Consider the following 18,633-nt stretch of genomic DNA (forward strand, 5'->3'; position numbering starts at 1 on the left):
TGGATTAGTTCTTATACTTTCTGGTATAAATCTCCAGGATAAATTGTTTTATTAATTACTTTTAGTTCTTGCAGCGTGGTTATAACCGTTTGCAGCATGTCTTCCGACATTGGTTCACCAATAGACCAACGAGTACTTTTAAACCAGGCTACCGCGTCTTCGGGTAACAAATGAAATTTTTCTACCACCACATTTACGGATTGCGGATTGGTCATGAATTTTTGAGAGGTATGATTAATGATAGTTAAAATTTTTTGAATAGCGGGTTGTTGATTTTGCAATATTTCGTTGCGAGCCGCAATCACAAAGCAAGGCCAGGGCGTGAGCGTTTCACCTACCCGCCGGAATTCGCCGCTATCTACTAAGGGTTTCGTCATGAATTTTTCCCACATAAAAGCATCGGCTTCGTGGTTTTTAAAAGCTTGCCGGGCGCCCTCTAAGTTGCCCACTAATACCAATTCCTGCGCTTGCGGGTCCCAGCCGCGTTGCGTCGCATCCACAAAAGCCATCAGGTGCGAGCCGGAACCCATGCGGCTCACAGCATAGCGTTTTCCTCGCAAATCAGCGGGCGTCTGATAAGAAGAATTTGCCGGCACGTGGATTCCCCAGATAAGCGGCGACTCCACGTAAACCTGCACAATTTTACTTTCATTACCATTCGCTATATCGGCCACAATGCCTTCGGTAAGCAATACGGCTAAATCTAACTCTCCACTGCGTAAATCCTTCGCCATGGCGCCGGTACCTCCGGGATAATCGGTCCAGGTGAGATGAATGTTTTCGGCCTGGAACAAACCTTGTTCAATCGCCTGGTGCCAGGGAATATTAAAATGTTCGGGTACGCCGCCAATGCGTAAATGGGTAGTTTCCTGCATGTATTTCTAAATTTTAGATGGGGATGCCAGCTTGTATACAGTTTCAAGCTGACCATGTTTATTCCTTTTATGCCAGTCGTAATTTACAGAAAGAATATTTTTAAAATTTTTACAAGCCTAATTATAATAAGTAATTCCTGAATAAAGCCTAAACCATTCGCTGCGACATAAAGCTGGCAAATTGTTTATTCAGGAAACCAAAAATAGTCTAGTATCTAATGCCTTAATACTAGTATCTATTTTACTCTTCCAGCAACTCGGGTTTACTCTTCCAGCAACTCGGGTTGCGACGGTGAAGTTTCGGGTTCCAAATCTGATTCCCGCAGAAAATTAGTGTCGATGGTTTTGGTAGTACGGGCACCCAGCACTTTTAACTGCTGCACTTTCCGGATCAAATTGCCTTTTCCTTCGGTAAGTTTATTCATCGCGGCCAGGTAACTGCTTTGGCTGCTTTCAATGCTTTTACCAATGGCTTTTAAGTCTTCCACGAAGTTGGCGAATTTATCGTACAATAAACCGCTTTCCCGGGCAATCTTTAACACGTTATTTTTTTGACTTTCCTGTTTCCAAACCCCTTCCACGGTGCGTAAAGTAGCCAACAGGGTAGAAGTAGTTACAAATACAACGTTGTAGTTGAGAGCTTCGATAAATAACTCGCGATCGTGCTGCATGGCCAAATGAAAAGCCGGTTCAATGGGAATAAACATCAGCACAAAATCCGGCGAATGAACCCCAATTAACTGGTGGTATTCTTTTCTGCTTAATTCCAGAAAATGCGAGCGGATAGATTGAATGTGATTATTTAAATGCGCCAACTGTAAAGTTTCCTCGTCGCAGTTGCAATACGCGTCGTAAGCCGTTAACGAAACTTTAGAATCTATTATCAGGTGTTTATCGCCGGGTAAATTTATAATAACATCGGGCCGGTATACTTTATTATCATCGTTACGCAATACTACTTCGCGCCGGTAATGTTCGTCTTTTTTTAAGCCCGATTTTTCGAGTAATACTTCCAGCAAATATTCTCCCCAATTTCCCTGCGTTTTGCGTTCGCCTTTTAAAGCCCGGGTTAAATTAATCGCATCCTGGCTCATTTGCTGGTTCAACTGTGCCAACATAGTTATTTGTTCTTTCAAGGCGGTATTTTCCCGTAAACTTTTTTCGTAAGTGGTATCAACCTTGGTTTCAAACTCTTTAATGCGTTCTTTTAAGGGAGAAAGAATTGCTTCTAGATTTTCAGCCGAAGCTTTTTTAAAATGTTCGGCATTATTTATCAAAACCTGGTTCGAAACACTAGAGAATTGCTGCAGGAAAGTAGTCCGCAACGCTTCCATTTCCAATTTCTGATCTTCTAGTTTTTGCTTTAAATGGTACAAATCAGTTTCGGTTTTGGTTAACTCCGACTGCAAACCTATAATCGTGTTTGTTTCAGACCGTAGTTGTTCTTTGAGCTGAGCTAATTCACTGTTTTTTTCCTGCACTTGGGTTTGCCAAACTTGTTGCGCCACCAAGGCTTGATTAACCTGTTGCTGAGCATTATTTAATTTAGCTTTCAAAAGCAAGTAAGATCCAACTAAACCCGCCAAAAATCCGGCGATTATCCATGCAATTTCCATGTAGTGAAGTTAAGGCTTATGGAGCGGGTTAACAAACCGGATAGACATTTAATAAAGCAGTAGAAAGCACTAAGTCTTGAATTATACGGATATATAAATCAGATAAACGGCTATTTATTTTAAAGGCAAGGTTTCTGTGATTTTTCTGCCACTGCATTCATAAATTATAAACTTGTTTACCATGTCCAACAAAAAAGGCTACCTTTTCCGGGCAGCCTGTTCTTTTTTTTATTTAAAAAATTCATTAATCCGCTTCCAATACCATCTGCGAACCATCCTTGGCTTGTAACTTTAACTCATCGTTCGTAAGGTTTAAAACCTGAAAATTTTCGGTAGCATCGGAACCTACAAATTGTAAAGATAAATTTCGGGCCATGGCATCGTAGGTCCATTTACCGGAAGCATTTTGCGTATTGGATCGCATACTAAAAGATCCATTCGCGAAGAATTGAATCTCCTGCTGTTTCTCTTCCTTGGTAAGTTTATCTTTTTCCCCGGTGGCGGTAGTTTCTTTTTCGGTTTTCCAAACTTTGCTATCCGCGCCCGTTAACATGCCGGCATTACCGATCGAATCTTTTTTCTTGCAACTAACGGTAAAGAGTAAACAGGTAAAGCTTAACAATAAGAAGTAATTTCTTAGATTATAGATTTTCATAGTTTTATAGTTAAAAAGAGTTTTTCGGTTCAATGGTAATAGAGAGTTTTTTGAATATTACGGCTGCTACCGGATTTAGTTAAAAGCAATTAAAAAGTTTGTGCATTTTAGCCAGCTGGAAACCTTCCTTTCCTTACTTAAAAGCAGTTCATGTACTTGCTAAACGCCCCTTTATTTACGGGAGGTAAGCTAAGAAAATTATATTATCTTTTTTTAAATAGTTTGCCATTTAAAATGGAAGTATTCTGGGAATGAGCTTTTTACAACTACCATCCAATGTAATAGGGGAACTTACCAAATAGAACATTATTTAGTTTATCGGCGTATGTAAACTATTAGGTTTCCTGACCAGAAAAGAAGCCGAATAATAAAAAACTATTTATCAGATACGAAAACTATGGGACTTTTTGATTTCTTAAAAAAAGGGGAAGAAAAACCGGCGCAGCCGAAAGCCGACCCGAATAAAAACGCCTTTAACGTACCGCCCACCGGCAACCAGGCGCAAGCCAATAACCGCCAACCGGCGCAACCCGTGGCTACACCGGCCACACCGCAGAAAGAATATTACACCGTGAAAAGCGGTGATTCGCTTTCTAAAATTGCGAAAGAATTATACGGCGACGCGCAGCAGTGGCACAAAATTCACCAGGCGAACCTGGACCAGATTAAAGACCCGAATTTGATTCATCCGGGCCAGAAATTTGTGATTCCGCGGTAGATTTTAGATGTTCGAACTTTTGAATTAGTAAACCCGGTAGGTTTTTAAAACCTACCGGGTTTTTACTTTAACGGGCGCAAATGCCGCGGTAAATGCAGTACTGGCAAACTTCTAGATCGTGGGTTTTCCGGATGGGAATGTTGGGGTTGAGCATATCCTGCACAAAAAGTCTCAGGTATTCTTCGGAATGCTGAATATACGCTTCAATCGTCTCGGGCTTGTTTTCCGAAAAAGCAACATCGGAGATCATAAAGCCGGCGTTTAAATTTCGGAAAGAAATAATGCCGGCCTCAATTTCCGGTTGAAATAAGGAATTATCCAGACTGCCTTCGGCTTGCATCTTTTTGGCCATTAGATACCGGTACAGCCAGAGTTGCCGCACTTTCTCGTACTTGCGGTTGGTCAGTAAATTTTCCGCCACGTGTTCTGGTTTTATTTTTAAATCAGCGGCGTTTACCAAACCGGTTTTATAATCAATTACCCGCGTGGCTTTAGCCGTCCGATCAATGCGGTCGGCTTTACCGGCTATTTTTACCTGAATTACTTCATCCTCTAAATTTACTTCCAAAACCGTTTCGAGCACTTGTTCGAGGCTGATAATGCGCACAGGTAAATCGGGCGATTCGGCTTGTTTTTTCAGGTAAGTATCCAGAACCTGCGTAGCTACTTTCAAAAGTAAATAGTTCATGCCTTGCTCCGGAACATTACCCAAAACACCGGTTTTAAAAGCCAATTGTACGCGCTGCGGCAACACCGCCCGCATGTGGTTAATGTCTTGGGCGGTAACCAGTAAATTTTTCTCCTGAAATGGTTTAAAATAAGCTTCCAGCACTTGGTGCACAATATTACCAAACTGGTCAGCGCCGATTTTCTCTTCAATGTCGTCGGTTTCTTTGAGGCCGGCAATTTTGTTGAAGTAATATTGCAGCGAACAGTTAATGTACATATTCAGGTGCGAGGGGTATAAACCTTTCTGGAGCGCTTTTTTGAGGCTGGCCAGCACCTGCGCGTCTTTTTGGATAACAATATCGGGTTCGTAGGTTTTGCTTTGTTGCTGCTCTACTACAGCAGTTAATTCCCGGAAAGTAATGTTGGGGTTAGCCGGAACCAAATGGTGCTGCAATTGCAGAATAAACCGGCTTTTCTCCCCGGAACCGTACGTATCGGAAGGTAAAATATACAATAAATGCACGCGCTTAGCCCGTTGCAGTAAACGGTAAAAGTAGTACGAGGTGATGCTTTCCTGTTCGGCGTAGGTGGGCAAACCAAAGGTCTTGAGTACGTCGTAGGGCATCAGCGATTTGTGCTGTTTCGGCTGCGGCAGTACGTTCTCGTTCACCGACAGAATGATTAAATTTTCAAAATCCAGCGCCCGCGTTTCCAGAAAACCCATTACCTGAATATCCGAAATCGGTTCGCCGCTGAAGGGTAGGCGGGTTTGGGCAATGTTTTCGTACAGGAATTTTTTAAAACTGCGCACCGAAATGCGTTGTTCCCGGCAATCAAAAATCGAATCGAGCCGCTTGACCAACGTATAAAAAATGTACAGGTACTCGGTTTCAATGGGGTTTTCGGCCTGAAATTGGTACACTTGCTTGAGTAAATCGATAAGGTTGTAGAAGGAAGCAATTATATCGTCGCAGTTGCGCCAGGTCCGGAATAAGGCTTTAAAAATCGGGTGGTCTTTGCCCGCATCAATCAGCTCTTTCGCCGAAACCAGTACTTTGTTTTGGGTAATAATATCCGCTAAAACCTGAGAAATCAAGTTCTGCTCCGCGGCATCTTCGGTCACGGTATTGTAATATTGCTCGTAGCGCCGGATAAACGGGTGACTGAGTATTTTCTGAACGGTGAGATAATGGTAGCGGTTTACTTTGTAGCCGGCATCGTTGGGCTGTATCACGCCGGTTAAGTGCAGTTCAAACAATAAATCAATTAGGTTGTAAAGCGGCGTGCCTTTAAAAGTAAGCCCCATAGTCACGTTGTAATCCGGAATAGCCTCGCTGATGGAGTGCAGCACCGGCAGCAGCATGGTTTCGTCGGGCAGAACAATGGCGACCTGCGCCTGCGGGTTCTCCTGCCGGATTTGCTGCAGCAACTGGCCGGCCACTTTGCCCTGCATGCTGGCGTTAGCCACCGCAATGGCGTTAATTTCTTTGGTATCCGTTAATAAAAGGTTTTGCTGCCATTTCCACTCGGGGAGTTGCCATTGTTTTTGGTAGCGTTTTAAAAAATAGCCGGCCCGGTTCTGGGTATTTTCGTCCATGTAAAACTCATCCGAATCGAACAAGACCTCGGCTTTGTGTTCTTTGAGTAAGGTGCGGATAATAATTTGTTCGGAGCGGCTCAAGGCATTCAGGCCGACAAAGATAAACTGGGAGCAAGTGGTTTTTTGCACCATATCCAATACGTTTTCGGCCACGTGCCGGTACGCCATGCCCATGTACGCCTGTTTCTCGGCTTTTAATTTTTTCTTCAGCCGGGTGTAGGCTTCCTGCAAATTGTCCCAAAGCTTAAAATATTTTTGCAGCATCGGCGAGATAGCAAAGCCGGCGCGTTTCGGGTCCCAGCGTTCCAGGGCTTTGGCCTCACTCAAATACTCGAACAGTTTACCAGTATTCACTACTTCCTGGTCCATGCGACTGAAATCTTCCAGTAAAGTACTCGCCCAGGTGACGTACTGGTCGAACTCAATATTCGGGTCCAGTTCCTGCATAATATCGAACAAATCCAGTTGCAGGTGAATGGGTTCCAGCACTTCAACCCGGGCTAGCCGGCAGATGAAATCTTCCATCGACGACACTTCCGGCGACCAGATGCCTTCGGTAGCCACCTGGGCCAAGGCATTTTTAAAATAAACACTCGCCCGCCGCGTGGGTAAAATCACGCAAATCTGGCTGATGTTTTCGGCGTGCTGGCGGTAAATAGACTCGGCTGCCTGGTGCAGGAAAGTTTGCATGTATTCGGGTTTGGTAAAGGCTGCCAAGGGCACCTAAGAGAGAAATTTAAGTAAGGATGGAAGGTGAATTTTTAAAAAATAAATAAAAAGCCAACTTGCCTGGAGCCACTCAAATTTAACAATAACTTTTATTCACCCACTTGTTTTAAAATTTACTTTATTAGTCGGTCGCTTAAACGAAAATCGGTTTGTTTTACTTGATCCAACAAGGGCTTTAGCAAAGATACATAGCCATTAAGCTTGGCTTGAGCCAGAATACCTAAGGTTCCGGTGATGGTTAATCCTAACTGGTTAGCCATTTTTCGCCCTCTCGATTCATCAATAATTAAAAGACAATTTGGCTGCTCTAAAGCCAACGCCAAGGCACTTGCTTCTCCTTTGTCCAGAGCAGCACCCAATACTAATTGGGTATTAATATCTTGCGGATTTTGGATGGTTATATAATCTGGCAAGTTACTCCCAAATTCATCAGCTACTATTTGCGTCGTAATTATTTTACCGTAGAGCTTTTGTAATAAACTGAGTTTACCAATTTTATCCAGAAGAATTAGGCAACTAGTGTCTGATATGATAATTGCCTGCATTTTTTATGTCATTTGCCAGTTCACTTGGGTCATAGTCAAAAATAGAAACGTTATACCGGCTTAAAAGCTCCATAAAGGTTCTTTTGCTATAGCCAGCTAGCTCAGCTGCCTGGCCTAATGTAAGTTTGCCTTGCTCATAAAGTTTGGTTGCTAGCAACATGGTTGCTTCCCGATCATCCAGGTCTAAATTATCGGGTATGTTTAGTACGAGAGTCTTCATTGCTTAAATATACTTAATATTGTCGGAAATGGTCAAAATTGCTGCATTCTAAAATTATCTGGCTACAATTAAAACATCCATTGAAAATACTAGTGGCGACCAAATGGCTTTGGTTGCAAGCAGAAGTAGGTTGTCCATCTTAACCAAATTCCAAATACAGATGTCCGTTTTCTAACTTTAACTTAACTTTACGGAGTACTTAAATAAGCTTCAGATTTTTCCTCCTCTACTTTTTAAATTATTATCGAAAAATTTACCAGATGCGATGTTAGACCTTGCACCCATTACCCGAATTTTAAGAGCGAAAGCGAGTTCTCAGCTTTTAGTAGCCGCCACACATTACTTACCGGTTTTTGAAGAATTAAGTCAAGGCGCATTGCCCCTACCGGAATTGCAGGAGCGGTTACAATTAAAACCTCGGCCCGCCATGGTTTTGTTTTCGGCTTTATGTGCCATGGGTTTGTTGGAATATGATGCCGCAGGTAAACTAAAACTGAGCGAAACCGGAAAATATTTAACCGCTGCTAACGCCACCAATCTGCTGGGCTATGCGGGTTTAGAAAAAGATGATCCGGGGGTGATAAAAATGGCGGAATGGTTGCAAAATGACGGACCTGTAAATACCAGTCAAGGGTTTTCGTATGTAAAAGATGAAGACGCGCCTTCGCCGATGGATGAAGCCGAAACCGCCCGCTTTTTTACCATGGCACTGGCGGGTAGAGCTAAGTTTCTTTCGCCCCTGGTAGCGGATAAAATTACCAAACACCCCGGGCTGTTACTGGATGTGGCCGGCGGGACGGGTTTCTATACTTACGAATGGTTGCTAGCTAACCCTACCTCCCAGGCCATTGTTTTCGACCGGCCCGAAGTGCTGAAAGTAGCAGCGGAACTATTCGAAGAATTCTGCCAAGACCATCCGGCGGAGGCCACTTCTTTAAAAAACCGGTTAACCTTTATGCCCGGCGATATGCTGACCGATAGACTTCCGGAAGCAGATGTTTTGCTGGCGGCCAGTCTGTTTCATGACTGGCCCGTAGAAACCTGCGAAAAGCTGGCGGTGAAATTTGCCAATGCTCTAAAACCGGGCGGCTCCTTGTGGGTGCATGATGCTTTTTTGAATGATACCCTGGATGGACCTTTGGCCGTGACGGATTATTCGGCGATGCTTTTTTTAGGAACCAAAGGCCGTTGTTACAGCAGAAAAGAATACCGCGGCTGGTTTACGAAAGCCGGCTTAGTACCAACAGCGGAAGAAATTCCTACTCTCATGGATTACGGCTTGATTGCGACCATCAAGCCCAAGTGAGATTGTTAGGATTTAAAAATAGGAAAGAAAATGCGCTAATTGTATTTTCGGAGCCAAGTATAATTTCTGACAGTACCTCCGCAATTACTAAATTCTGATAAAAATATAAATTAATGAGCATAAATGTTTTCTTAAGTCACACCTCAGTTGATAAGCCATTTGTTCGGAAATTAGCTAAAGATTTAGAAAATCATGGAATCAATTACTGGTTAGATGAACGAGATATAAAGATAGGTCAATCACTAATTGATAAAATCAGACAAGGACTGGATGAGGTAAACTACGTAGCTGTGATTCTCTCACCAGCTTCAATTTCTTCTTCTTGGGTGCAACGAGAAATTGATGTAGCAATGAACCAGGAGATAAAAGGTAAAACAGTTAGGGTGCTGCCGATAATGTACCAGCAGTGTGAGCTTCCAGGCTTTCTACTCGGGAAATTATACGTTGACTTCACAGAAGAATCTAAGTATCCGGATGCATTTAAGAAACTAGTAGAAAGTATGGGCATCGTTTTTAACAAAAAAGTACTTGAGTCTACTTTTAATAGTTCAACTTTATGGAATGCAATTGATCGTGCAGTTAGCTTTAATTTTCGAATCCTATCGCACCCGTTTCATCGACCATTTCAGTATATTGGTATGAACGTTTCCAACGCGGCTAAGGCAGTTGATCATATCCCCAACGAAGTTGGAAATATCATAGTAGATAATGAAGACTGCCACATGCTTTTGGAAGCTGAAGGAAACTTTATAAGCTACGTAGAAGTGGAATTTAAAAAAACAGCTCCTTGTCAATCAAACCAAGAGTTTGATTCGGAGCCTTTACTTGGTGCATTAAGCATAAATCCTGTCGAGTTAGATTTAGTTAGAAAGCAACCCCATTGTCACACCTACTATGATCATCGCAAGAAGCTTAAAGTAAATGTTCTTTGTACATATGAAGGAGGACCACTCTCAGTTAGCTTTAGTACGAAATATTATGGTATGTAGAAAAGGTACTAAATAAGGAAATTGGCTTTAAAAAATGCATAAAGAATATTTTTTAAACTTAAATTTCAAATATACAATATGTAAATTTATTAGTAAATTCTAAAATTACTTTCTAGATTTAGAGTAAGTTTAAATTGTAATGTTTATTTTGTTTACGTTATAATTTTTAAATAATGAACTGTAGGGAAAGAGATTATTATAATGATTATTATTTATATCGCTGAGCTTTGTATTCAATATTAATATTTAAAATTAAAGCTTCTTATTTTAATTTTGATCTTAGTTGTTCTTGAATTGAAGAAATTAGATCCATAGAACGAACAAGATCTTTATATATATCTTCGCCATCCTTTTTAAGCTTTTCAATTCTAATTGTTTTTTTATTACCATAATTAATTCCACTATATAATTTTTCCAATTCGGTAATATAAATTACTCTATTATTACCAGCTACATCTTTAACTTGTCGTATAATTTGAGAAACATCATTTGATAACTGATCGTTTAGGAGTGGTCTTAAACTCTCTAATCTATCGGTTAATCGTATTAACTTTTGTTTTAGATTGTAAACTGATCTAAAAACTTGAATGCTATCCTTCTTATCTTTAGGTTTATAGTTGATTGCTTCCAAATACTCCATTATTTCCTTTCTAACTGTTAAGTAGCTATCAAGATCTTGCTTAAAATAACCTAATTGCCTATCCAGATTTTCAATCTTTTCTCTTTGAAAGAATACATTGATCTGATTATTTAGATCTGTTATTAATTTGAGTATATCCGTAGACAACGATTGTGGTTCTTGTTGAGAAAAACCTTTAGTGATAGAAAAAAAGATCAATAGTAAGCTAAGAATTACTTTTCGGAGGTACATCTTTTTTTGTTTTATAATTTTGAATAATCAAAAACAATGAAATTATAAATAGTATAATAGGTAATAATAATTTATAAATATCTAATTGATTGATAGGTCTTCCATCTAACAATTCTAATATTATATCAAAACGGTAATAAATGATAACGACATCAACCAAAAGAAAAATCAATCCTATTAATAGCTTGAAAGACATGAATTGTAACTTATAAAAGTGAATTATGTAGAGATTATATTAATTACAATATATATATATTTAAAAACGTATATAAATAAACATCAGTATACTTATATATAAAATATTTATTTAATATAATCCTAATTATAAATACTATTCTTGTTAATTTAAATTAGGCTAGAACATATAGATTGACAAAAAAAATCTACTTATATGTTTATAAAAGTTATTAACTAAATAGATATATTCAAATAATAATTAAATAAAAATAATTAACTACTAATGTTAATTATTTTTATTTAGATTCTAAATTAAAGGCTCCACCTAAATTGTCCAGACAATGTCTGGATTTTAGAAACTTAAGATAATACTGCCTGATCATATATAAATTTTATTTGCAAAACCTTTGCCAAAATCTAAAGTAAGATCTTTTGATAATCCGTTTCAAAGTTCAAAATCGTATTTCTCTTTCACTTTACCTACTTAATTAACGTTCACAGCTTGCTGGTCAATTCACTAATAGGTTTGTACCAAAATAGTAGTTATAGCTCATCTTGCTTGTTTCCGCCCGGTTTTAAGCAGTTCCCCGAATTGGTAAATCAGTTCGTTATAAGGTTTCAATTTGCTCATTATTTAATATTTAAACACCTGCTTTTATCTCATCCACATAAACCCACTTCCGCACTTCCTCTACATCAAAATAATACAGCACGCATTCAATCTCGGTGTATAACAATTCTTTAAAAAGGCTGCTATAGAAGTTCAGGTTGTCGGCGTGTTCTTGGGTGAAGGGGGGAGCTTTGAAATCTAGGAGCACTACTTTGGTGCCGTCGAAAACAATGCGGTCTGGTTTGTAGCGGGTGGCCCGCACGTTTAAAATTTCTTTTTCTTTTTCGATCAGAATGTCTTTACTGAAATAACGCTTGATCTCGGGATGGTTGATGATCTTTTTTAAAGTTTCGCGCAGTTCCGGGGTTTCTTTGCTGCTGAAAATGCCTTCGTTTACCAGTTGCTTCAATACAAAGTTTAAATCGTCGGCGGTGGTGATGCGAGAGAGGGCGTAATGCAATTTGCGGTTTAGGCGGCGGTATTCCTGTTGGGTTTCAAAATCGAACACGTTGTTGGCGTGTTGTTTTAGTTTCAGGCGTTGTGTCCAGTTAAAAGAACGGAATAAGTCCAGGTGAAAAACCTGCGCCGTTACCGGCGTGCTGGAATTTTGCGTGGCCGTACCTTGCGCTAACTGGTAACACAACTGGTCTTCCTGCCATAATTGCTGGTGCTGCAAGTATTGGTACAATAAATAGTTGCTATTTTTCTGGTTGCCTCCCTGGTTGAAATCTTTTTTCTGGGCAATTAAGTACAAGCGGTCCTGGGGGCGGGTAAAGCCCACGTAGAGCATGTTCAGGTTTTCGATAAAGGTTTTTTCCAGTTCCATCTGGTACTGGGGTTGCAAAGGCGTTTCTTCCAGGCGCTTGCTCATGGTTACCACGGCCGCCGGCAAATCATGGAAAACAGGTAAGTCGGCGGGCAAACGGCTCCACAGCAAAGCACTGCGCTGCGGCTCCACCGACCAATCGGCAAACGGAATAATGACTACCGGGTACGCCAATCCTTTGGCCTTGTGAATGCTGGTAATGGTAATGGCGTTGCGATTTTTGGGCGAGTTAATGCTGAGTTTTTCCTTGTGGGTTTCCCAGTATTCCAGAAAATTGTTCAGGTTATTGCTTTGGTTTAAACTGTACTCCAGAACCACATCCAGGAACCGGAACAAGTACTCGCACTCGTTGTTTTTACCTAGCAACCCAAATACCCGGATAATTTTTTCGGTGAGTTCGTAGATCGATAAATTACCTGTTTCTTTTTCTTCGAGGTCGTAGCCGGCTGTGCGGAGTTCATCGAAGAAAGCGGTATTATCGGCGCAATTAGCAATCGTGGCAATCGTCTGGGTGACGGTATTGTCGGGTTGCACGTTCAGAACCACTTTACAGAACAAATACATGGCTTCAGCGCGGGCCAGGGTATCATCGGGGCGGTTAAAAATCCGGAACAAGGCCACCACCAGGTTTACTACTTCGGCAAACTGTAGCGAGAGTGAGTCTTGCGAAATAATAGCAAACTTTTTTTCTTTCAGGAAACCCGCCACTAAACGGCTGTTGCGGTTGGTACGGCTCAGCACGGCAATGTCTTTCCACTCGTAGCCTTCCGCTAGGGCATGCCGGATAAGTTGCAAAACAATTTGCAAGGTGCTTTCCTGGTAGGTTAATATTTCAGGCTTTTCGTAGCCTTCGTACAAAACTTCGGTGCGTTCGCAGGAATTTAAATCGTACTGGTAGTTGGCATCTTCGTTGTGGGTGAAAATTACCTGTATGTGTCCGCCAGTACGGGTGCTGCTTTCGGGCGTGGCTTGTTTAAAGTTTTCGTCGTAAATGCTTTGCAACATCGGGTAGGCCGGGTTGCTTTCACTCACAAATTTAAAAAAATCGTTGTTGAAACTGATAATTTCGGTGGCGCTCCGGTAATTGGTGTTCAGGTCGGCGGGTGTTAAACTTAAATCCAGGGTATCGTAGCGAACTTCCAGCAAATCTTCGTTTTTGCGGTTCTGGTACAAGGCCGGTGTGTTGCGTTTGTACAAATGCAGAATCTGGTCCATGTCGCCGCCGCGCCACCGGTAAATGGCTTGCTTGGCATCGCCCACGGCCATGTTAAAATATCCCGATGCCAGCGAGTTTTCAATTAAAGGCAGCAAGTTATTCCATTGCAGCGCAGACGTATCCTGAAACTCATCGATCAGAATGTGGTTGTATTTTTCGCCGAGCCGTTCGTAAATAAAAGGCACTGGTTCGTTCAACACAATATCGGTAATGCGTTTATTAAATTCCGAAATATGCACCAGGTTGGTATCGCGTTTAATATCCTGAATGCATTTTTCCAGCTCATTCAACACCGACACCTGGTACAAGTGCTTGATGATTTCGGTGATTAGAATATAGTTTGCGCTTTGCTGCGTCCGGATAGTTTCGATCGTTTGGAAGTAATCTACGATCTGGCTTTTAATACCATTCAATCGCGCTTCCACATCTTTCGGCACTTTGGCGCCGCACCATTTATCGTTGTTAATAGTTTGTTCGACGTAAGTATTAGGTTTCTGAAATTCGAAATTTTTTAAATATTTATTAAAGAACCCGTAAATGCCTTTTTCTTTATAATGTAAAAAGCTAGGTTCAATCTGGTGTGCGCTTAATAAATCAATGGCCGCCTGCGCCGCTTCCACCACGGCTTCTTCAATTTGTTTTTTATACCGGTACAAATCCTGCCGGATTTTTTTAAAATCCTGAAGTGTTAGCTTCTGTAATTCCGACACCGCTTCGTACACCTGCTCGTTGAGTAAATTATTGGCAAAACTGGCGAGTTCGTCGGGCAAACTGTTCCAGCTCCGGCCTTCGTCGGCTTTTTCTAGGGCGTATTGTTCCAGGGTTTGGGCCAGCAAGCTGTTATCCGGCGCATTGTTTACCTTATCCAGCAACATCGATACGGCCGTGTTGAGCAGGGTAGTGGTGTCCAGGTCTACTTCAAAATTGTAAGGAATATTGAGTTCGCGGGTAAAAGCCGTTACCACTTTGTTCACGAACGCATCAATGGTACTCACCGCAAACTCCGAGTAATTGTACAATATCTGCTCGAACGTCCGCTCCGCCCGCGCCCGGATAATTTCCCGATCCGTTTCGGGTTGGTTGTATTCTGTTTGAATTTCAAAAGTAATCAGATTCAGCAACTCTTCGCTGCGGGCCTGCGCACGAGCATCCGCTTGTATTTCATTAAACTGCCGCAGAGCTCCTAAAATCCGTTCTTTCATTTCGTTGGCGGCATCGTTGGTAAACGTTATCGCCAAAATGGAACGATAATAACCCGGGTTCTCGCTTTGCAAAGCCAGTTTCAGGTATTCTTTGGTTAAGTGGTAAGTTTTGCCGGAACCGGCGGACGAAGAGTATATTTTAAATTGCTGCGGCACTTTTTAGTTATTGGTTGCTGGTTGTTCGTTGCTGGCGGTTCCGTTGCCGATTTAATGCGCCATGCGGTTAGCGGAACGGAGTTGTTTTTTAAAATTACAGCTTAGCGGGCGGATAAGCAAAGATGTAGGAAGAAGGATTTTGTACTTCTATCATCTTGAAATGTTTAGCCTAGATGTAAGTTGATGTTATTCTTTGGAGCCGGTTCCCGTCTCCATGCTCTAGTGCTATCTAGGTTGAACAGTAACCCGGTTGCCTCCTGGCCGGCGGGCCTCGTTTGGCTCTTCCGGGCGGGTCTAAGCTTCTTTTCCTCCTATCGTCGGAATACTGCTGCGCAGTACCAGAACCTTAGAAGGCCCTCCACAGCCAAACTGGTGTTAATTGCTAGTAACTTCTGCTTTTCTTTTTGCTAGCAAATTGTTTTTTACTGTTTACAGGAGTGGAATTTAGAAAAATCTAAAAAATAACCTTGCAATAGGAGTGAGCTACTATTAATAATGTGTAGCAGCTTCGTAGTTAAATAAGTTTCTCCGGAATGACATCGTAAATTGTTTTTTTTGATTTAAAAATTTGCCTGCCAGCTATGCAACAAGTAGCCATAGCCAGGTGCAGAAAATGACGCTAAACTGTTCGAGCGGTCAGCGAGTTTTTAGCGTCTTGCGTTTTTTTGGTTCTTTTTGTCAAGACAAAAAGAACAAAGACCTCAGCCATGAAACAACTCACTTTATAATAAAAGCTAATGCAGCAACTATGCGAACGAAAATTTTTAAATTTTCTACCTTGATCTGATTCAAAAGTCACGGAAGTAAATTCGCGCCATTATAAAAATTGAGGAAAGTAATCAGGAATAAATCTCCAGAAGATAGAAGAGTGGAATGAATTAAAACGTTGGGAGGCTTGTTATATTATCATTAAGCAAAGGAGGTTAGTGTAAAATGTAAATAAAAAGCCTACCTTTGCCTCGGAATTTTGGAATCAGCGTACGGATTTATCTTCATTTAAATTTTTTGTCGCTCGATTTGTTGCATTAAAACCCGTCTCATTTTTGCCTTCATAAATGATAAATACCGGTTCCAATGCAAGCCTGCTGATGCCAGATTGCGTAAAACCATTTTTTATAAAAAATTTAATTCATGAACAATTTAAGATTTGACGAGCTTCCGCTCTCGCCGGAAATGCAACGCGCTATTGCCGACATGGGCTTTGAAGAAGCATCCCCCATCCAAACCGAAGCGATTCCGGTTTTAATGCGCGGCCAGGACGTGATCGGCCAGGCGCAAACCGGAACCGGAAAAACCGCGGCTTTTGCCATTCCTACCATCGAGAGCATCGATGAGCATGATAAAAGCGTGCAGGCCTTGATTTTGTGCCCAACTCGGGAACTGGCGATCCAGGTTTCCGAAGAAGTTAATAAACTAATTAAATATAAGCGTAATATTAGCACGGTGCCCATTTATGGCGGCCAGGCTTACGACCGCCAATTGCGGGCTTTAAAGCAAGGAGTACAAATTGTTATTGGTACCCCCGGCCGGGTAATGGACCACATTGAACGCGGTACCTTGCAACTAGATAAAGTTAAAAAAATTATTCTGGACGAAGCCGACGAAATGCTGGACATGGGTTTCCGGGAAGATATTGAATTTGTGTTAACCAAAATCCCCGCCGACCGCCAGACTATTTTCTTTTCGGCCACGATGAGTAAGCCCATTATGGAGCTTACCAAAAAATACCAGACCAATCCGCAGATCGTAAAAGTGGTACACCAGACATTAACGGTAACCAACATTGAGCAGGTTTACTACGAAGTGCGCAACAACATGAAAATGGATGTGCTTTCCCGGGTTCTGGACATGTATAATTTAAAATCAGTGCTGGTTTTCTGTAATACCAAGCGCATGGTGGATGAGTTAGTAGGTAATTTACAAGCCCGCGGTTATTTTGCCGATGGCTTACACGGCGACATGAACCAGACGCAAAGGAGCAACGTAATGGCGAAATTTAAAGCCAGCACGCTGGAAATATTAGTGGCTACCGACGTGGCGGCCCGTGGTATCGACGTGGAAGACTTGGAAGCGGTATTTAATTACGACTTACCGCAAGACGAAGAAGCCTACGTGCACCGCATTGGCCGGACGGGCCGCGCCGGTAAATCGGGTAAAGCTTTCTCGTTTGTCTCGGGCCGGGATATTTATAAGTTAAAAGATATCATGCGTTTTACCAACGCGAAGATTAAGTTGGCCAGCGTACCGAGCTACGAAGATGTAGCCGAGGTAAAAACCAACTTGTTCTTAAGCCAGGTAAAAGAAGTTATTCAGAAAGGTAATTTAACCAAGCACATTGCCCGGGTAGAGCGCTTATTAGCCGAAGATTTTACTTCTTTGGAAATTGCGGCGGCACTCATGAAAATGAGTATGCGCGAAGAAAAAGCCAAAGAAGTTTCCAAAGAACTCGATGGTCCGCGGGAGGGCATGAGCCGTTTGTTTGTTACCATTGGAAAGAAAGACCGCGTAAACCCGAAAGATATTGTCGAAATTATTTCGGATAACACCAGCTTGCCGGCCAGTAAAGTAGGCGATATTAGCTTGTACGATAAGTTTTCCTTTGTGGAAGTACCGAAAGAGTATACTTCCGAAATAGTAGATAAGCTAGGCCGCACCACTCTATTGGGCAAACCCGTTTCTTTTGAGAAGGCGCAAAAGAAAACCGCGGGTTCCGGTGAAGAACGGAGCGAAAGAGGTAACGACCGCGAAAAAGGACGGAGCGAACGTAGTAGCTATTCTGACCGCGGGAGTAGCCGCGGTGGTTTTACCGATCGGTCGGAGCGAGGTGGTTTTGGCTCCCGTTTTAGTAGTTCCGATAAAAAGAAAAAACGTAGCTATTAATATCAGAAACTAAATTTTTGTTGCTCCTTATCAAGCAAGGAGATTTAAATAAATACCTGATCTTTAGCTATTAAATTAAAGGCTCATCTTGTTTAAGGATGAGCCTTTTTGATTTCAGGAAAGTTTTTAAGTAAATAATATTGGTAAAGAAAATGGACAAAGATTAATGAGAAACTGCCTTCAAGCCTACTATGGAACCAATTAAAGTAGTTATAAAAATTATTCTCCAGAATTCGGCGGGCTCTTTAAAGAATAAAATGCCAATTATGGCCGTTCCAACCGCACCAATTCCCGTCCAGACAGCGTAAGCCGTTCCCATGGGTAAGGTGAGGGTGGCCCGGTACAAAAAGTACATGCTTAAAGTCATGGAAACAAAGAAACCACTTATCCAGGCGTAATAGTAAATACCGGAAGCTTCTTTTGCTTTGGTTAAACAGGTAGTAAATCCAATTTCCAACAAACCTGCTACAATTAAAAGGAACCAAGCCATTTGGTAAGAAGTATTCTATTTTAAAAATTTTTCATTAACTGGTGTAAACACCTGCCCGCACGTTTGCCGATTTGTTTACTTTGTTAATAATAATGGGCATTACGACATCAAAAAACCAAAGTTAGAAATTTGTACCGTTTGGAGCTAATTGTTCTAACTTCGAATTCTTTAACTTCTAAAGTAATCTAGGTTTTAGTATATTATTTTTCTCCATTCAATTACAATAAAAATGAAACGCGACTCTTAAATAAGTGGTTGATTAACAAAATAAAAGCAGGTTTCA

Annotated in this window: 13 protein-coding genes; 4 read left to right on the plus strand and 9 right to left on the minus strand. The window is 41.5% G+C overall.

The genetic code is table 11. The features are described 5' to 3' along the window. Positions 1-11: 11 nt before the first annotated feature. The 3 genes from AHMF7605_RS05045 to AHMF7605_RS05055 all read right to left on the minus strand — a co-directional run bounded on the left by AHMF7605_RS05045 (position 12) and on the right by AHMF7605_RS05055 (position 3,146). Positions 12-875: a substrate-binding domain-containing protein gene (locus AHMF7605_RS05045; RefSeq protein ID WP_106927054.1), complete on the minus strand. Its 864-nt coding sequence runs from the start codon at positions 873-875 to the stop codon at positions 12-14. A gap of 263 nt (positions 876-1,138) precedes the next feature. Then, positions 1,139-2,491: a DNA recombination protein RmuC gene (gene rmuC / locus AHMF7605_RS05050; RefSeq protein WP_106927056.1), complete on the minus strand. Its 1,353-nt coding sequence runs from the start codon at positions 2,489-2,491 to the stop codon at positions 1,139-1,141. Between the two features lie 244 nt (positions 2,492-2,735). Then, positions 2,736-3,146, minus strand: coding sequence for a lipocalin family protein (locus tag AHMF7605_RS05055; protein ID WP_106927058.1), 411 nt, complete (start codon positions 3,144-3,146; stop codon positions 2,736-2,738). 397 nt (positions 3,147-3,543) lie between these two features. Here AHMF7605_RS05055 and AHMF7605_RS05060 point away from each other — a divergent pair, with 397 nt between their 5' ends. After that, entirely contained in the window at positions 3,544-3,864 is a 321-nt protein-coding gene (locus tag AHMF7605_RS05060; protein WP_106927060.1) for a LysM peptidoglycan-binding domain-containing protein, read from the plus strand. 67 nt (positions 3,865-3,931) lie between these two features. Here the strand turns inward: AHMF7605_RS05060 and AHMF7605_RS05065 are convergent, their stop codons facing one another. From AHMF7605_RS05065 to AHMF7605_RS05075, 3 genes are all read right to left on the minus strand, one after another. Next, entirely contained in the window at positions 3,932-6,856 is a 2,925-nt protein-coding gene (locus AHMF7605_RS05065) for a PD-(D/E)XK nuclease family protein (RefSeq protein WP_233218948.1), read from the minus strand. Positions 6,857-6,975: 119 nt separating this feature from the next. Then, positions 6,976-7,407, minus strand: coding sequence for a DUF3368 domain-containing protein (locus tag AHMF7605_RS05070; RefSeq protein ID WP_106927062.1), 432 nt, complete (start codon positions 7,405-7,407; stop codon positions 6,976-6,978). Beyond that, on the minus strand, positions 7,379-7,627 hold the full coding sequence (locus AHMF7605_RS05075; protein ID WP_106927064.1) for a UPF0175 family protein: 249 nt from the start codon (positions 7,625-7,627) through the stop codon (positions 7,379-7,381). Before AHMF7605_RS05075 ends, AHMF7605_RS05070 begins: the two co-directional genes overlap by 29 nt. Before the next feature lie 265 nt (positions 7,628-7,892). Here AHMF7605_RS05075 and AHMF7605_RS05080 point away from each other — a divergent pair, with 265 nt between their 5' ends. Together AHMF7605_RS05080 and AHMF7605_RS05085 are read left to right on the plus strand one after the other, a co-directional pair. Beyond that, the gene (locus tag AHMF7605_RS05080) at positions 7,893-8,933 is read left to right on the plus strand and encodes a methyltransferase (RefSeq protein ID WP_106927066.1); all 1,041 of its coding nucleotides are present in this window, start codon (positions 7,893-7,895) and stop codon (positions 8,931-8,933) included. A gap of 113 nt (positions 8,934-9,046) precedes the next feature. Beyond that, a complete protein-coding gene (locus AHMF7605_RS05085; protein WP_106927067.1) occupies positions 9,047-9,922 on the plus strand; it encodes a toll/interleukin-1 receptor domain-containing protein in 876 nt (291 codons plus the stop codon). Between the two features lie 262 nt (positions 9,923-10,184). On the opposite strand, the gene AHMF7605_RS05090 is transcribed toward AHMF7605_RS05085, so the two are convergent. Next, entirely contained in the window at positions 10,185-10,793 is a 609-nt protein-coding gene (locus AHMF7605_RS05090; protein ID WP_106927069.1) for a hypothetical protein, read from the minus strand. Positions 10,794-11,611: 818 nt separating this feature from the next. Further along, positions 11,612-14,980, minus strand: a complete 3,369-nt coding sequence (locus AHMF7605_RS05095; RefSeq protein ID WP_106927071.1) for a UvrD-helicase domain-containing protein — start codon at positions 14,978-14,980, stop codon at positions 11,612-11,614. Between the two features lie 1,131 nt (positions 14,981-16,111). Here AHMF7605_RS05095 and AHMF7605_RS05100 point away from each other — a divergent pair. Continuing rightward, positions 16,112-17,860, plus strand: a complete 1,749-nt coding sequence (locus tag AHMF7605_RS05100) for a DEAD/DEAH box helicase (protein ID WP_106927074.1) — start codon at positions 16,112-16,114, stop codon at positions 17,858-17,860. Between the two features lie 163 nt (positions 17,861-18,023). On the opposite strand, the gene AHMF7605_RS05105 is transcribed toward AHMF7605_RS05100, so the two are convergent. Further along, a complete protein-coding gene (locus AHMF7605_RS05105) occupies positions 18,024-18,350 on the minus strand; it encodes a DMT family transporter (RefSeq protein WP_106927076.1) in 327 nt (108 codons plus the stop codon). Between the last annotated feature and the right edge of the window lie 283 nt (positions 18,351-18,633).

Source organism: Adhaeribacter arboris (assembly GCF_003023845.1).
GTDB lineage: Bacteria > Bacteroidota > Bacteroidia > Cytophagales > Hymenobacteraceae > Adhaeribacter > Adhaeribacter arboris.

Bases quoted from the DNA above. Each gene is read 5' to 3' on its own strand.
- AHMF7605_RS05045 (WP_106927054.1), bottom strand. From the start codon at position 875: ATGCAGGAAACTACCCATTTACGCATTGGCGGCGTACCCGAACATTTT.
- rmuC (WP_106927056.1), bottom strand. From the start codon at position 2,491: ATGGAAATTGCATGGATAATCGCCGGATTTTTGGCGGGTTTAGTTGGA.
- AHMF7605_RS05055 (WP_106927058.1), bottom strand. From the start codon at position 3,146: ATGAAAATCTATAATCTAAGAAATTACTTCTTATTGTTAAGCTTTACC.
- AHMF7605_RS05060 (WP_106927060.1), top strand. From the start codon at position 3,544: ATGGGACTTTTTGATTTCTTAAAAAAAGGGGAAGAAAAACCGGCGCAG.
- AHMF7605_RS05070 (WP_106927062.1), bottom strand. From the start codon at position 7,407: ATGCAGGCAATTATCATATCAGACACTAGTTGCCTAATTCTTCTGGAT.
- AHMF7605_RS05075 (WP_106927064.1), bottom strand. From the start codon at position 7,627: ATGAAGACTCTCGTACTAAACATACCCGATAATTTAGACCTGGATGAT.
- AHMF7605_RS05080 (WP_106927066.1), top strand. From the start codon at position 7,893: ATGTTAGACCTTGCACCCATTACCCGAATTTTAAGAGCGAAAGCGAGT.
- AHMF7605_RS05085 (WP_106927067.1), top strand. From the start codon at position 9,047: ATGAGCATAAATGTTTTCTTAAGTCACACCTCAGTTGATAAGCCATTT.
- AHMF7605_RS05090 (WP_106927069.1), bottom strand. From the start codon at position 10,793: ATGTACCTCCGAAAAGTAATTCTTAGCTTACTATTGATCTTTTTTTCT.
- AHMF7605_RS05100 (WP_106927074.1), top strand. From the start codon at position 16,112: ATGAACAATTTAAGATTTGACGAGCTTCCGCTCTCGCCGGAAATGCAA.
- AHMF7605_RS05105 (WP_106927076.1), bottom strand. From the start codon at position 18,350: ATGGCTTGGTTCCTTTTAATTGTAGCAGGTTTGTTGGAAATTGGATTT.